This window comes from Pseudoduganella sp. (genome assembly GCF_041914865.1).
Lineage (GTDB): Bacteria > Pseudomonadota > Gammaproteobacteria > Burkholderiales > Burkholderiaceae_D > Rugamonas.
The window spans coordinates 67,429-79,908 of the sequence record NZ_JAYSCO010000002.1 but is presented as its reverse complement, the minus strand read 5'-3'; the positions used below and the strand labels follow the sequence as shown (position 1 = coordinate 79,908).

Below are 12,480 nucleotides of genomic sequence, written 5' to 3'. Positions count from 1 at the left end.
ACGAAAACTAACCCTTTTTGACGACTCCAACGGAGATGCAAATGCAGAAATCCCTTCTCGCCGTGCTGGTATCCAGCGCACTGTTCTCGCTGAATACGCAGGCGGCTGACCTGGTCCAGGTGTACAAACAGGCGCTCGCCAACGACGCCACCTACGCCAGCGCGCGTGCCGCGCTGGCGGCCGGCCAGGAACGCACGACCCAGGGACGCGCTCTGCTGCTGCCTACCATCGCCGCCAGCGGCAACAACCTGAAGAACGATGGTGAGGTGTCGAAAAACAAACTGGGTTTCGTTGATGCGGAAAACTACAGCGGCCTGATGCAACTGCAACTGACCCAACCGCTGTTCCGCTGGGCCAACTGGGAAGGCTACCAGCAAGGCAAGCTGTCGGCCGCCGCTGCCGAAGCGACCTTCGCGCAGGAACAGCAGAACCTGATCCTGCGTGTGTCGCAGGCTTACTTCGACGTGCTGACCGCGCAGGACAACCTGACCGCGACCCAGGCGCAAAAGGCCGCCACCACCGAACAGCTGGCATCGGCCAAGCGCAACTTCGAAGTGGGCACCCAGACCATCACCGACACGCACGAAGCGCAAGCGGCATACGACCTGGTGGTGGCGCAGGAATTCGCGGCCCAGAACGACCTGGAAGTAAAGCGCACCGCGCTGCAGCAGATCATCGGCGCCGTGCCGGGTTCGCTGGCGCCGCTGCGCACCGGCGTGAGCATCGCCAGCCCGCAGCCTGCCACCCTGGAGCCATGGGTGGCCGCTGCCGAAGAGCAGAACTACGGCGTGACCGGCGCCAAGCTGAATGTGGAAATCGCCAAGCGCGAGATCAGCAAGCAGCGCGCCGGCCATATGCCGACCCTGGACCTGGTGGCCAACTCCACCCGCCAGACCTCGACCGGCGTGACCGGCGGCATCAACAAGAACAACGCCATCGGCGTGAGCTGGAACGTGCCGATCTTCAACGGCTTTGCCGTGACCAGCAAGGTGCGCGAGTCGATCGCGCTGGAAGACAAGGCGCGCAACGACCTGGAGGCATCGCGCCGCCAGGCTGCGCAGACTGCACGCCAGGCATTCTTGGGCGTGAACAGCGGCCTGGCGCAGGTGAAGGCGCTGGAAGCGGCGGAAGTGTCGTCCAAATCCGCGCTGGAATCGAACAAGCTCGGTTACCAGGTGGGCGTGCGTATCAACATCGACGTGCTGAATGCGCAGCGCCAGCTGTACACCACGCAGAAGGACCTGTCCAAGGCGCGCTACGACACCATCATGAATGGCCTGCGCCTGAAGTCTGCTGCCGGTTCGCTGAAGGAAGAAGACCTGGAGCCGATCAACGCTCTGCTGCAGCACTAAAAAACCGCTGGAACCCGGAACCCCGGGTCAGACCCAAGGGTCAGACCCTTGGGTCTGACCCAGGTTTCCCGGGTTTCAGGTTTGCTCAGCGCAGTCCCGCCCCCTGCCCATCAAAGCTGCGCTCAATCAGCTCAATCTTGTACCCATCCGGATCGGTCACAAACGCGATCACAGTCGAACCACCCTTGACCGGCCCCGGTTCCCGCGTCACATTGCCGCCGTTAGCGCGCACCGCCTCGCAAGCCGCATAGATATCCTCCGCCGAGATCGCGATATGGCCATAAGCATTGCCCATATCGTACTTGTCCACGCCGTAGTTATAGGTCAGCTCCAGCTCCGCATGCTCCGGGTTATGCCCGTAGCCCAGGAAAGCCAGCGTGTACTTGTACTCTGGATTATCGCTGGTACGCAGAAGTTGCATGCCCAGCACCTTGGTGTAAAAGTCGATGGATCGCTGCAGGTCACCAACCCGCAGCATCGTATGTAGGATTCGCATGGGGCAATTGTATCAGCGCGCCGCCGGCGCTGCCGGCGCCACCCGCCACACCACATTGCCCACATCGTCCGCCACCAGCAGCGCCCCCGCCTTATCCAGCGCCACTCCCACCGGACGCCCCTTGGCCTTGCCATCGCGCGTCAGGAAACCGATCAGGAAGTCCACCGGCGGCCCGGACGGCCGCCCCTCCGCGAACGGCACGAACACCACCTTATAGCCAGCGAACTCCTTGCGGTTCCACGAACCGTGCTGGCCGATGAACGCACCGCCATGCCAACTGGACGGGAACAGCTTCGCATCATAGAAGGCCAGTCCCAGCGACGCGGTATGCGAGCCCAGGCCGTAATCGGGCATCAGCGCCTTCTGCACCATGTCCGGGCGCGGCGGCTTGACCCGCGTGTCGACACGCTGGCCGAAATAGCTGTATGGCCAGCCATAGAAGCCGCCATCCTTCACCGACGTCAGGTAGTCCGGCACCAGGTCGTCGCCCAACTCATCGCGCTCATTCACCACCGTCCACAGCACCTTGGTCTTAGGCTCCCAGGCCATGCCGTTCGGGTTGCGCAGGCCGGTCGCGAACAGGCGCGACTTGCCGCTGGCACGCTCGTACTCCCAGATCGCCGCGCGGCCTTCCTCCTTCTCCATGCCGTTCTCGGCCACGTTGCTGTTGGAGCCTACCGTCACGTACAGGAAGCGCCCATCCGGGCTGGCCGTGATGTTCTTGGTCCAATGGTGGTTCAGCGGCCCGGCCGGCAAGTCCATCACCTTGATGCCGGGGGTGGTGATCTCGGTCGCCCCTTCGGTGTAAGGGAAGCGCAGCACCGCATCGGTGGCGGCGACATACAAGTCCTTGTCCACCAGCACCATGCCGAACGGCGAATTCAGGTCCTTGAGGAAGACCGTGCGGGTCCTGGCCATTCCGCGCTCGTCGATGTCGCGCAGCAGCGTGATGCGGTTGGCGGAAGGCGTGGCCGAACCGGCCTTCTTCATCATGTGTTTCATGATGGCGCCTTTGATGCCCTTGCCATCCTCCGGTTTGGGCGGCGCCGACGTTTCCGCCACCAGCACGTCACCGTTCGGCAAAACGTACAGCCAGCGCGGGTGGTCGAGGCCGCGCGCCATGGCCGTCACGGCGAAGCCGGAAGCCGGCACCGGCTTGTCCTCGCCCTGCCAGCGCTCGACCGGCGCCACCTTGGCGGTGGGGATCAGCTTCTTGTTCGGCTCCGGCAGCACCGGGTTGGGACCCCAGCCCGTCGGATACGACTGCGCCAGGGCGGCGCTGGCGACAAGGCCGGCCAGGATGGCGACAAAGGCGGTTCGCATGGCGGGCCTCAATCGCGCTTGGTGCCGGGCAGGGGATGCGCTTGCGTGTCGCCGCCCGGCTGGTCGGCAGGCCGCGGCTTCTGCAGGCCCGGCTTGCCGTGCAGGTCGGTATCGACCAAGCCTTGCTCGACATCTTCCGCCGCCTGGCGGATCACGCTGCGGGTGCCCTGCTGGCTCGCACCCTGCGGCGATTCGTCGCGCTCGTGCGGCAGGCGCTTGCCGCCGCTCTTATCCACGGGCGCCTGCGTGTTGACCTTGCGGTCCTTGCTGTTCGGTTCCATGGTGTGACCCTCCTTAGCCCATGGTAGCGAAGCGCGCGTCCAACGGTCGCCACCTTGACTACGTGCAATTCTGCCAAGAAGCCAGTAGCATTATGGGATGGACCATGCAAGCGATCACACCTGCCGCAACTGCGGCGCCACGACTTCCGGTAACTTTTGCGCGAACTGCGGGCAGGAGACCCGCCTGCATGCGCCGAGCTTCGGCGAGTTCATGCACGAATTCATCGGCCACTATGTCGCGCTGGAAGGGCGGCTGTGGGGCACGATCAAACGGCTGCTGTTCCGCCCCGGCCTGCTGACCAACGAATACCTGGCCGGCCGCCGCAGGCGCTATGTCGAACCGCTGCGCCTGTACCTGTCGCTGAGCATCATCTTCTTCGCCGTGCTGAAGCTGACCGATGCCGACGTCGCCACCATCGACGCGCGTCCCGTTCCGCCGGAAGTGCAGCAGCAGGCCAGCCCGGCCGAGGAGAAGGAAAAGAAGGCGCATCCCGAGATCGTCAACGAGAACCTGGAGCAGGTGCTGGAGCGCGAGGCGCCGAGCGTGTTCCATGCCTTCGATCGCTTCGACAAGATGGATGAAAAGCAGAAGAATGCCGTTATCCAGGCCGGCTTTTACAAATACGCGCCGTATGCGATCTTCCTGTTGATGCCGGTGTTTGCCTTATGGCTCAAAGTGCTCTACCTGGGCACCGGGCGGAAGTACGGCGAGCACATGCTGTTCGCGCTGCACACCAATGCCTTTGCCTTCATCATGCTGGGCGTGTTCATCTTCCTGCCGGATGGTTTCCTGAAGTTCCTCGCGCTGTGCTGGGTCGGCGGCTACCTGCCGTGGGCCATGCAGCGCGTCTACCAGAAAGGACGCTGGGGAACCTTGTGGCGCTGGCTGCTGCTGGCCGTGCTGCATAGCGCCTCGCTGACAATCGCCATCCTGGGCGTAATGGCGGCGGGAATCATGTCGGCGCACTGAGGCGCGCCTGCCTTGCCTATTGCATTTTCCAGATCCAGACGAGGTTCATCCACGATTGGACGGGCTTTCCATTCTCTATCGCCGGGTGGAATGTGCAATTTCTGAGCGCGAAATGGGCTGCATTGTCGAGGTCGCGGAAGCCGCTGGACCTTACGACCTTTGAATCGAGCAGCTTGCCGTCGGCATCCACCAGGAACGCCAACGTGACAGCGCCGCTTTCTTCATTGCGGATTGATGATTTAGGCCAAACAGGCTTGCAGTCGGCGGTGTTGGTATAGGCGCGGTAGCTAGCGGGTTCTGGTGGCGATGGGGTGGCGTCTTGTGCGTTAGATATCGTTGCTGCGCATAATGCCGGGATTGCCAACGAAAATAGTCCGAAGTGTTTGGTCATGTTGGATGTTGGTTTGAAATCAGTGTCCCTGGCCCGAGTTGTCGATCAACGCACGGACCGCCGCCGCTTCCACCAGCGTTGACGCAAACGCCTCGTCGGTGGCCGCTGCGAAGTCCTTTTCGAGGAGCTTGAATCTTTGTGCCAGGCTGGCGGCGCGTGCCGCCACTTCGGGCGATACGCTCTTGGGCAGCGCGTCCGTGCTCAGGCCTTCAACTGGGCCGCATATGCGGTGGAAGGCGTAAATGAATCGGCCGATGCGTTCATAGTCTGTCATGCGGTGTCCGTCTCTCAGTTCAGTTGTCCTGCGCGTTGCAGGCGTATGCAATAGATAAAGATGCCGGTCGTGATCATCAGGTCGATCAGCCCCAGTCCTGAATTGGGATGGTAAAGGACCTTTTGCAGGCTCCAGGCAAAGTAAAGGCCGAAGAAATAGCTCGCCGACTTACGCATGTAGAACAGCTGGAGGCCCGCGACAAGGAGCAGGGTCGGGAACAGCAGTCGCCCGACGAACCTGGCCATAGGTTCCGCACCCATTTGCACCAGCGTGACCATGCTTTGCCAGTTATGGCTGACGAAGTAGGCAACGGCGGCGAACTGGATGGCACACCACGCCGCGATCAGGTAGACGGGAACGGTGCGGCGTTGCCGCTTGGGCGCCGGGAAGCCGGCGCCTGGTGGCGCGTAAAGATTGTCTGGCATTGTCGTCAGCGGGGGCACCGGATGGCCGGGTTATTGGTGCGCATCCTTTCGTAGCGGTCAGTTCCGATGCTGGCGGAAGGGATGCGGGTGCAATAGGTGGTGGTGCCGTTGGATATCTTGTATTGGCGCTCGCCTGTCACGGGCGTTGGGATTTCGGCGACCTGCGGTGTGCCAGTCCAGCGTGGAACCGCTGCAGCTGCAATGCCGGCACCAAGGCGTTTCAACGTTGGGTCTTCGGCAGCGCCAAGCTTGGCACCGGATTCGCTGCGCAGTTCCTGGTCGATGCCGGCGGAGGCCAGGCGGGCCCGCTCGATTGGCCCGGGTGCCTGTGCATCTGCCGATGCTGGCGCCGGGTGCAGGGTGGCGGCGAGGGCGAGGAGGAGGAGGCTTTTCGGCATGTTGCTTTGATCAAGCTTCAAAATGGTTGCACAGGCTGCCGCGGCGGGCCAGGAAAACGCCAAGCATCAGGAGCGGCGATTGTACGGCGCCGACAAGCAGGACCATCACGATGTCGGGCTGGTCAACGGTGAGCAGTTTGAGCACTGCGTAAACGGCAATGCTGGCAGGCACGCAAAGGCCAAACGCCATGTCGCCTTTCGGCACGAACTTGCCGATGGCATAACCGGCCATGAGCGCAAAGAACCAGATGAGCAAACCAGACTCCCAGACAGAAATGGGCGTCAGGTTACCAGCTTGTTATTTGTGAAAAATGCGCGAAATGTCACGCCCGACGATTAATAGTCGAATTTGGTGCTGCGTTCGTTCTTTTTGTTGCGCTTGGCGCGCTCGCTGGCGCCGTGCTGGCGGGCTTCGTTCTCGGCGCGCTGGCGCTGACGCAGCTCTTCCGCGACCTGGGCACGGACGGCGCGCTCGTGGTAAATGGCGTCGAGGCGGCACTGGGCTTCGTAGCGCTCGCTCATGTTGGCATAGTGCAGGGCTTGCTGGACGAGGGCGACCAGCCAGGCAATTGCCAGCGCCCACAGCACGAAGGTGTAGACAGATTGCCAAGTCCCGAACGAGCCTTCCAGCAGCGGCTGGGCCTGCGCCAGCGCGCTTTGGCCGACGAATGCCAGGAACGCAGCCATGATGCCCAGGACCACGGTGCCCAGCAGCTGGCGCTTGGCGTCCTGGCGCATGAGATCGAGTTCGGTCTGGATTTCGGAGACGGCTTCCATGATGCAGCTGGCGTGGGGCGGAGATCTTTAATAGCTCAATTTTACATCATATTGCCAGGTGGAAAGCCGCTTCTGGCCGGCGTTTGAGGTGGATCAGCAACCTGCGGAAGGCTTGCGCGCACCATAGGACTTTGTCTTGACACAGGGATGGGGCCTCACCATGATGGCAGCATCGAAGCCGCGCAAGGCGCACAGCAACAAGACGTTGCCGAAGTTGCGCATTCACGACCCGGGAGCAACGCACATTCCGCATCGATTAGGCGGTGGAATCGTGAAAGAGTATGCGGAAATCGAATTGGCGTCGGGCAAACTCTGGCGCTACTCGCCGGTCTACATAAACCCGGCAATTAACTCGCGGGACAACGGCAGGGTACTGGGCTACGACAATGCTCATGGATACCCCCACCGGCACCTGATGGGGAAGATTACGCTAGAGCAAACGATGTCTTGGCCGGAGGTTAGAGACAGGTTCAGGCGTGAGTGGCGTGAGATCGCCAAGCAGTTTGTAGAAGGAGATTGGTGATGGCTATCGTCCCTAAACCCCGCATTACCCTCGACGACTTCCATATTTTTGATGAGATGGAGGAGCGCGGACTCGCCGTTGCGAGAGCGATCGACTGCGGCCAGCCGATGCCCTACTCATTCATCGTCCCAGCCAACCGCGTCAAAGCGCTGCGCAAATCGATCACGGCGCAGCGCTGGGATATGTTGCTGCGGCTGCAGGCCGGGGCGCGCACGTTTGCCGAGCTGGCGGCCGCCCAGCAGCGCGCGGCGGGGGCGGTGGAGAGCGACTTTGCGCGGCTCAGGAAATTCGGGATCGTGCAGCTGGTGACGGCGGGCAGGCGCAAAGCGGTGCGGCTGGCGCCCGGCCAGTTCCTCACTCCGCAGCAGTCGCAGACGGCTCCCACAGTTCGACCTTGTTCCCGTCCGGATCGATGAACCAGCCAAAGCGGCCATAATCGAACGATTGCACGTCGCCCACCAGCGTACCGCCGCCCTCGGCTACCTGCTTGAGCGCGCCGTCCAGGTCATCCACCACGAAATTGATCATGAATTCGCGTTTGGATGGGGCGAAGTAGGAGGTGGTGCTTTTGAACGGGCTGAAGACGGTGGCGCCGTTGGCCGGCATCAGGGAGGGGGCGAAGGAGGCGTAGTCCTTCGATTCAGCGGGCAGGCCCAGGCAGGCCTGGTACCAGGACATCAGCGCTTGCGGGTCCTTGGACTTGAAGAAAATCCCGCCAACGCCCAGTGCTTTTGCCATTCTTGTCTCCCTTGTTATATACTGTGCAAATATACAGTATTTATTCGCGTATCGGCCTGCGTTGCAATGCATGGCATGAGCAAGCATTATGGGTTACTCTGCTGCGTGTTGCCACCCCCATATTTTGACTGAGATTGATATGTCCGCTACGCCACCGTTGTACAACACGATTGCCCTGGTCGTCCGCCCGAACACCACCGGCATCGAAGAACCGGTGCGCGATGTCCTCGACTTCCTGAAAAAGGGCGGCTTCAGCGTGGTGCTGGAGGCCGATACGGCGGAGCACCTGGCCATTTCCGACATCCCGTCCATGAGCGTGCAGGGCATTGGCGAGCGTGCCGATGCCGTGGTGGTGATGGGTGGCGACGGCACCATGCTGGGCATTGCGCGCCAGCTGGCGTCCTACGACACGCCGCTGATCGGCATTAACCAGGGGCGCCTCGGCTTCATGACCGACATCCGCCAGGAAGACATGCTGCCCGTGCTGGGCCGCATCCTGGGCGGCACCCACAAGGCCGAGCGCCGCACCCTGCTGGAAGGGCGTGTGGTGCGCGACGGTAAAGCCATCTTCTTCGGCACTGCGGTGAACGACGTGGTGGTGTCGCGCGGCGCCGGCGCCGGCATGGTGGAGCTGAGCGTCGATGTCGACAACCAGTTCATGTACAACCAGCGTTCGGACGGTTTGATCATCTCCACCCCGACCGGCTCCACCGCCTATGCGCTGTCGGCCGGCGGCCCGCTGCTGCACCCTACGCTGGGCGGCATCGTGATGGTGCCGATCGCGCCGCATGCCTTGTCCAACCGCCCGATCGTGCTGCCCGATTCCAGCGAGATCGTGATCGAGATCAAGCGCGGCAGGGACATCACGGTGAACTTTGACATGCAGACCTTCGCCAGCGCGGCGATTGGCGACCAGATCCACATCCGCCTGTCGCCGCACACCATCACCTTCCTGCATCCGGAAGGCTGGAGCTACTACAACACCTTGCGCGAAAAGCTGCACTGGAACGAATACCCTTCTACTGACGGCAAAATCTGATGCTTCGAACCCTGTCCATCCGCGATTTCGTTATTGTCGATTCGATTGAACTGGAATTTTCCCCTGGCTTCACAGTCTTCACCGGCGAAACCGGTGCCGGTAAATCCATCCTGATTGATGCACTGACGCTGGCGCTGGGCGGCCGGGGCGATGGCAGCATGGTGCGCGAGGGCGCCGCCAAGGCCGACATCACGGCCGATTTCGCGCTGACGCCGCAGGCGCAGGCCTGGCTGGAGGCAAATGAATTCGCGGCGGAGGAGGGCGGCGCCCTGCTGCGCCGGGTGATCGACAACGCGGGCCGCTCCAAGGCCTTCATCAACGGGATTGCGGCCACGGCGGGCCAGCTGCGCGAGCTGGGCGACATGCTGGTGGACATCCACGGCCAGCACGCGCACCAGTCGCTGCTCAAGACCGATTCGCAGCGCGAGCTGCTGGACAACCAGTGCGGCGCCAACGTGCGCGAAGTGACGGCGGCCTACAAGGCCTGGCGCGCGCTGTCGAAACAGCTGGAAGAATACGAGGCCAATGCGGCCAACCTGCAGTTCGAGCGCGAGCGACTGGAGTGGCAGGTGGCGGAGCTGGACAAGCTGGCGCCGAAAAAAGGCGAGTGGGCGGAGATCGGCAACGAGCATTCGCGCCTGTCGCATGCGGCCAGCCTGCTGGAAGGCGCGCAGGAGGCGCTGGCCGTGCTGTCGGAGTCTGACGAGCATCCGGTGCTGTCGCAGGTCACGGCCATCGGTTCGCGCCTGGGCAAGCTGGTGTCGGTCGATGCCGAACTGCAGCCGGTGGTGGAGATGCTGGAGTCGGCCCGCATCCAGCTGCAGGAATCGGTCTACGCCCTGAACAACTATATGGACCGGGTCGAACTCGATCCCGAGCGGCTGCGCCAGGTCGACGCGCGCATGGAGGCGCTGCACTCGGCCTCGCGCAAATTCCGCGTGCTGGCCGATGAACTGCCGGATGAACACGAGCGCCTGTCCGAGAAGCTGGCGCAGCTGGCCGATGCGGCTGACCTGGAAGGCCTGCGCAAGCAGGAGGAAAAGCTGAAAGCGTCCTACCTGGCAGTGGCGGCCGAGCTGTCGGCCACGCGTGCCGCGGCGGCGACGGCGCTGGGCGCCGCCGTCACGCAGGGCATGCAGGAGCTGAGCATGGGCGGCGGACGCTTCGAGATTGCGCTGCGCCCGTGCGAGCCGACCGCCTACGGCGTGGAGCAGGTGGAATTCCTGGTGGCGGGGCATGCCGGCGTGGCGCCACGGCCATTGGCCAAGGTGGCATCCGGCGGCGAGCTGGCGCGTATTTCGCTGGCGATCTCGGTGATCACCTCGCACGCGACCACGGTGCCGACGCTGATCTTCGACGAGGTCGATAGCGGCATCGGCGGCGGCGTGGCGGAAGTCGTGGGCCGCCTGCTCAAGCGCCTGGGCCAGGAGCGCCAGGTGCTGTGCGTGACGCACTTGCCGCAAGTGGCCAGCCAGGGCAACCAGCACTTCCAGGTGGCCAAGGGCACGTCGGACAACGGCCGCACCGCATCGCGCATCGAAGTGCTGGACCAGAAGGCGCGCATCGAGGAAGTGGCGCGCATGCTGGGCGGCCTGGAAATCACGGCGACAACACGCAAGCACGCGCGCGAGCTGCTGGCTTCCTAGCGGGCGGATCTTCCGGCACGCTGTCGAACGCGAATTCGCCGGCATCATACAGCTTCCATGCCCCTTCGCCGAGGAATTGCAGCACGTGGGTATGGTGGCGCAGCACGGCGGGGCGGTGGGCGATGCTGACCAGGGTGGTCCCGTTGGCGCGCAAGCGGCTGTACAGCGCGGCTTCGTTGGCGCTATCGAGCGCGCTGGTGGCTTCGTCCAGGATGACGATCGCCGGTTCGTGCACCAGCACCCGTGCGAACGCCAGCCGCTGCTGCTCGCCCACCGATAGTATCTTTTCCCAATCCTGCACGGTGTCCAGGCCGCCCATTTGCTCGATCAGGTGCGGCAGCTGGACTGTTTGCAGGATCTCCTCCAGCTGCCCGTCGCTCAACTCCGTCGTCTGGCTGGGGTAGATCACCTGGCTGCGCAAGGTGCCGTGCTGCAGGTAGGGCTGCTGCGGCAGGAAGAAGAAGTCCTCCATTGGCGGATGCTGGATCTGGCCGCTGCCGGTGCGCCACAGTCCCGCGATGGCGCGGATCAGTGAACTTTTGCCGCAGCCGCTTTCGCCGGTGATCAGCAGCGCGTCGCCTGGCTGCAGGACCAGGCTGACTTCCTTGATCAGCACCCGCTCCGACTGCGGTGGGTGCAGGGTGAGCGATTGCAGGGCCAGGTGCCGGCCCGGCGTGCGTTCGATGCGCGGCGTATTGCTGCCCATCGCCGCGTGCGCGCTTGCCTCCGGCAGCACCAGGGCTGACAGGGTTTGCAGGCGGCCCAGCCCCGCCACAAAGCGGCTCAGGCTCTCGAAGTTTTCGACGATGACACCGACAGCAGCGAGAACCGCAGTGAACGCTCCAACGGCCTGGGTGGCGCGGCCCACTTCCAGCTGGCCGGACAGGACGTCATGGGCCAGGATCACGCCCGGCAGCACCAGGGTCAGTTGGCTGAAACTGCGCTGGAACAGGTTGAGCGAGCGCTGCCTGACGATCAGCCGTGAAAAGTTATGGATGACCTTCTCAAAGCGGCTGTCGATATGGGCCCGTTCCTGCGCCTCGCCGCGGTAGAAGGCGATGGATTCCGCGTTCTCGCGCAGGCGCATCAGGCTGAAACGGAAGTCCGCCTCGCGCCGCAGCTGCCAGAAATTGAGCTGGATCAGCGGCTTGCCGAAGACCCACAGCGCCACCACGGTGCCCACCAGCGCGTACACCGCCAGCACCGCCACCAGGACGTGGGAAATCGACCACAAGACGGCGCTGAAAGCCACCAACTGCATGATGGAGCCCAGGAAGATCAGCAGGAAGTGGGTGGAGCGGCCGGTAAATGTGTTGATGTCCTCGCTGATACGCTGGTCCGGGTTGTCGATCTCGCTGTCGGTGCCCAGTTCATAGTATTTGCGCGAGTCCAGGTAGCCGTCGAGGAAGCGGCCGGTGAGCCAGCGCCGCCACTGGTTGGCGAACATGTCGCGCATGTAGTAATAGAAAGCGTAGACCGGCACCGCGAAGGCCAGCACCAGCAGGCAGTCGCGCACCGAATCCCAGAAACGCCCGCCATTGCGCGCGGCCAGCGCCGACGTCATTTCGCCGGTCTGCTCGTTCAGCATGACTGCCAATTGGGTCTCCACCAGCATCAGCGCGATCAGGAGCGCCAGCAGGAACCATGCGTTTTTCCGCTCGCTGCCCAGCCAATAGGGCTTCGCCACCTTGAGGAACTGCCTCCAGGCTTCGAGCGATAAGGGGGAGGGCCGGCGGCCTTTTACGGGGGTGTCCATGCCTCTACCATATGGCTTGGCTTGCAGCCGTTCAGTGCGGAAACAGACATAAAATCACGGATGTTGTCGATTTCGCGTCGCGTCGTTCGTC

Annotated in this window: 17 protein-coding genes; 6 read left to right on the top strand and 11 right to left on the bottom strand. The window is 63.1% G+C overall.

The window, feature by feature from the left end:
- Nucleotides 1-41: 41 nt before the first annotated feature.
- A complete protein-coding gene (locus ACE3TQ_RS01370) occupies nucleotides 42-1,352 on the top strand; it encodes a TolC family outer membrane protein (RefSeq protein ID WP_374580113.1) in 1,311 nt (436 codons plus the stop codon).
- Between the two features lie 85 nt (nucleotides 1,353-1,437).
- On the opposite strand, the gene gloA is transcribed toward ACE3TQ_RS01370, so the two are convergent.
- Genes gloA through ACE3TQ_RS01355 form a run of 3 tightly spaced genes read right to left on the bottom strand, consistent with a single transcriptional unit; the run spans nucleotide 1,438 to nucleotide 3,452 of the window.
- Nucleotides 1,438-1,848, bottom strand: a complete 411-nt coding sequence (gloA, locus tag ACE3TQ_RS01365; RefSeq protein WP_374580112.1) for a lactoylglutathione lyase — start codon at nucleotides 1,846-1,848, stop codon at nucleotides 1,438-1,440.
- Nucleotides 1,849-1,860: 12 nt separating this feature from the next.
- Complete coding sequence (locus ACE3TQ_RS01360) at nucleotides 1,861-3,171, bottom strand: sorbosone dehydrogenase family protein (RefSeq protein ID WP_374580111.1); 1,311 nt, start codon at nucleotides 3,169-3,171, stop codon at nucleotides 1,861-1,863.
- Between the two features lie 8 nt (nucleotides 3,172-3,179).
- Nucleotides 3,180-3,452 (bottom strand): hypothetical protein, encoded by a 273-nt coding sequence (locus ACE3TQ_RS01355; protein WP_374580110.1) that lies wholly within the window; start codon nucleotides 3,450-3,452, stop codon nucleotides 3,180-3,182.
- Between the two features lie 97 nt (nucleotides 3,453-3,549).
- Between ACE3TQ_RS01355 and ACE3TQ_RS01350 the strand changes: the two genes are divergently transcribed.
- Nucleotides 3,550-4,422 (top strand): DUF3667 domain-containing protein, encoded by an 873-nt coding sequence (locus ACE3TQ_RS01350; protein ID WP_374580109.1) that lies wholly within the window; start codon nucleotides 3,550-3,552, stop codon nucleotides 4,420-4,422.
- A gap of 16 nt (nucleotides 4,423-4,438) precedes the next feature.
- On the opposite strand, the gene ACE3TQ_RS01345 is transcribed toward ACE3TQ_RS01350, so the two are convergent.
- The 6 genes from ACE3TQ_RS01345 to ACE3TQ_RS01320 form a co-directional block, all read right to left on the bottom strand.
- Nucleotides 4,439-4,813: an energy transducer TonB gene (locus ACE3TQ_RS01345; RefSeq protein ID WP_374580108.1), complete on the bottom strand. Its 375-nt coding sequence runs from the start codon at nucleotides 4,811-4,813 to the stop codon at nucleotides 4,439-4,441.
- A 19-nt stretch (nucleotides 4,814-4,832) separates the two neighbouring features.
- Nucleotides 4,833-5,087 (bottom strand): hypothetical protein, encoded by a 255-nt coding sequence (locus tag ACE3TQ_RS01340; protein ID WP_374580107.1) that lies wholly within the window; start codon nucleotides 5,085-5,087, stop codon nucleotides 4,833-4,835.
- A gap of 14 nt (nucleotides 5,088-5,101) precedes the next feature.
- Nucleotides 5,102-5,512, bottom strand: coding sequence for a hypothetical protein (locus tag ACE3TQ_RS01335; protein ID WP_374580106.1), 411 nt, complete (start codon nucleotides 5,510-5,512; stop codon nucleotides 5,102-5,104).
- A gap of 5 nt (nucleotides 5,513-5,517) precedes the next feature.
- Nucleotides 5,518-5,931: a hypothetical protein gene (locus ACE3TQ_RS01330; RefSeq protein ID WP_374580105.1), complete on the bottom strand. Its 414-nt coding sequence runs from the start codon at nucleotides 5,929-5,931 to the stop codon at nucleotides 5,518-5,520.
- Nucleotides 5,921-6,166, bottom strand: coding sequence for a hypothetical protein (locus ACE3TQ_RS01325; RefSeq protein WP_374580104.1), 246 nt, complete (start codon nucleotides 6,164-6,166; stop codon nucleotides 5,921-5,923). The genes ACE3TQ_RS01330 and ACE3TQ_RS01325 overlap by 11 nt, the downstream gene beginning before the upstream one ends.
- 80 nt (nucleotides 6,167-6,246) lie before the next feature.
- On the bottom strand, nucleotides 6,247-6,687 hold the full coding sequence (locus ACE3TQ_RS01320) for a hypothetical protein (protein WP_374580103.1): 441 nt from the start codon (nucleotides 6,685-6,687) through the stop codon (nucleotides 6,247-6,249).
- Between the two features lie 160 nt (nucleotides 6,688-6,847).
- Here ACE3TQ_RS01320 and ACE3TQ_RS01315 point away from each other — a divergent pair, with 160 nt between their 5' ends.
- Together ACE3TQ_RS01315 and ACE3TQ_RS01310 are read left to right on the top strand one after the other, a co-directional pair.
- On the top strand, nucleotides 6,848-7,210 hold the full coding sequence (locus ACE3TQ_RS01315; RefSeq protein ID WP_374580102.1) for a hypothetical protein: 363 nt from the start codon (nucleotides 6,848-6,850) through the stop codon (nucleotides 7,208-7,210).
- The gene (locus ACE3TQ_RS01310; RefSeq protein ID WP_374580100.1) at nucleotides 7,210-7,626 is read left to right on the top strand and encodes a hypothetical protein; all 417 of its coding nucleotides are present in this window, start codon (nucleotides 7,210-7,212) and stop codon (nucleotides 7,624-7,626) included. Before ACE3TQ_RS01315 ends, ACE3TQ_RS01310 begins: the two co-directional genes overlap by 1 nt.
- Here ACE3TQ_RS01310 and ACE3TQ_RS01305 read toward each other — a convergent pair.
- Nucleotides 7,565-7,948 carry a VOC family protein gene (locus ACE3TQ_RS01305; protein WP_374580099.1) on the bottom strand — a complete coding sequence of 128 codons (384 nt, stop codon included), beginning with the start codon at nucleotides 7,946-7,948 and terminating at the stop codon, nucleotides 7,565-7,567. The genes ACE3TQ_RS01310 and ACE3TQ_RS01305 overlap by 62 nt on opposite strands.
- Before the next feature lie 139 nt (nucleotides 7,949-8,087).
- On the opposite strand from ACE3TQ_RS01305, the gene ACE3TQ_RS01300 reads away from it, so the two are divergent.
- Both ACE3TQ_RS01300 and recN read left to right on the top strand, forming a co-directional pair.
- Nucleotides 8,088-8,987: an NAD kinase gene (locus ACE3TQ_RS01300; RefSeq protein ID WP_374580098.1), complete on the top strand. Its 900-nt coding sequence runs from the start codon at nucleotides 8,088-8,090 to the stop codon at nucleotides 8,985-8,987.
- The gene (gene recN, locus ACE3TQ_RS01295) at nucleotides 8,987-10,633 is read left to right on the top strand and encodes a DNA repair protein RecN (RefSeq protein ID WP_374580096.1); all 1,647 of its coding nucleotides are present in this window, start codon (nucleotides 8,987-8,989) and stop codon (nucleotides 10,631-10,633) included. The genes ACE3TQ_RS01300 and recN overlap by 1 nt, the downstream gene beginning before the upstream one ends.
- Here recN and ACE3TQ_RS01290 read toward each other — a convergent pair.
- A complete protein-coding gene (locus tag ACE3TQ_RS01290; protein ID WP_374580095.1) occupies nucleotides 10,587-12,389 on the bottom strand; it encodes an ABC transporter ATP-binding protein/permease in 1,803 nt (600 codons plus the stop codon). The genes recN and ACE3TQ_RS01290 overlap by 47 nt on opposite strands.
- Nucleotides 12,390-12,480: the final 91 nt, after the last annotated feature.

What these genes read in the sequence shown, in the direction of transcription:
- ACE3TQ_RS01370 (WP_374580113.1), top strand. Translation starts at nt 42, where the DNA reads ATGCAGAAATCCCTTCTCGCCGTGCTGGTATCCAGCGCACTGTTCTCG.
- gloA (WP_374580112.1), bottom strand. Translation starts at nt 1,848, where the DNA reads ATGCGAATCCTACATACGATGCTGCGGGTTGGTGACCTGCAGCGATCC.
- ACE3TQ_RS01360 (WP_374580111.1), bottom strand. Translation starts at nt 3,171, where the DNA reads ATGCGAACCGCCTTTGTCGCCATCCTGGCCGGCCTTGTCGCCAGCGCC.
- ACE3TQ_RS01355 (WP_374580110.1), bottom strand. Translation starts at nt 3,452, where the DNA reads ATGGAACCGAACAGCAAGGACCGCAAGGTCAACACGCAGGCGCCCGTG.
- ACE3TQ_RS01350 (WP_374580109.1), top strand. Translation starts at nt 3,550, where the DNA reads ATGGACCATGCAAGCGATCACACCTGCCGCAACTGCGGCGCCACGACT.
- ACE3TQ_RS01345 (WP_374580108.1), bottom strand. Translation starts at nt 4,813, where the DNA reads ATGACCAAACACTTCGGACTATTTTCGTTGGCAATCCCGGCATTATGC.
- ACE3TQ_RS01340 (WP_374580107.1), bottom strand. Translation starts at nt 5,087, where the DNA reads ATGACAGACTATGAACGCATCGGCCGATTCATTTACGCCTTCCACCGC.
- ACE3TQ_RS01335 (WP_374580106.1), bottom strand. Translation starts at nt 5,512, where the DNA reads ATGCCAGACAATCTTTACGCGCCACCAGGCGCCGGCTTCCCGGCGCCC.
- ACE3TQ_RS01320 (WP_374580103.1), bottom strand. Translation starts at nt 6,687, where the DNA reads ATGGAAGCCGTCTCCGAAATCCAGACCGAACTCGATCTCATGCGCCAG.
- ACE3TQ_RS01315 (WP_374580102.1), top strand. Translation starts at nt 6,848, where the DNA reads ATGATGGCAGCATCGAAGCCGCGCAAGGCGCACAGCAACAAGACGTTG.
- ACE3TQ_RS01310 (WP_374580100.1), top strand. Translation starts at nt 7,210, where the DNA reads ATGGCTATCGTCCCTAAACCCCGCATTACCCTCGACGACTTCCATATT.
- ACE3TQ_RS01305 (WP_374580099.1), bottom strand. Translation starts at nt 7,948, where the DNA reads ATGGCAAAAGCACTGGGCGTTGGCGGGATTTTCTTCAAGTCCAAGGAC.
- ACE3TQ_RS01300 (WP_374580098.1), top strand. Translation starts at nt 8,088, where the DNA reads ATGTCCGCTACGCCACCGTTGTACAACACGATTGCCCTGGTCGTCCGC.
- recN (WP_374580096.1), top strand. Translation starts at nt 8,987, where the DNA reads ATGCTTCGAACCCTGTCCATCCGCGATTTCGTTATTGTCGATTCGATT.
- ACE3TQ_RS01290 (WP_374580095.1), bottom strand. Translation starts at nt 12,389, where the DNA reads ATGGACACCCCCGTAAAAGGCCGCCGGCCCTCCCCCTTATCGCTCGAA.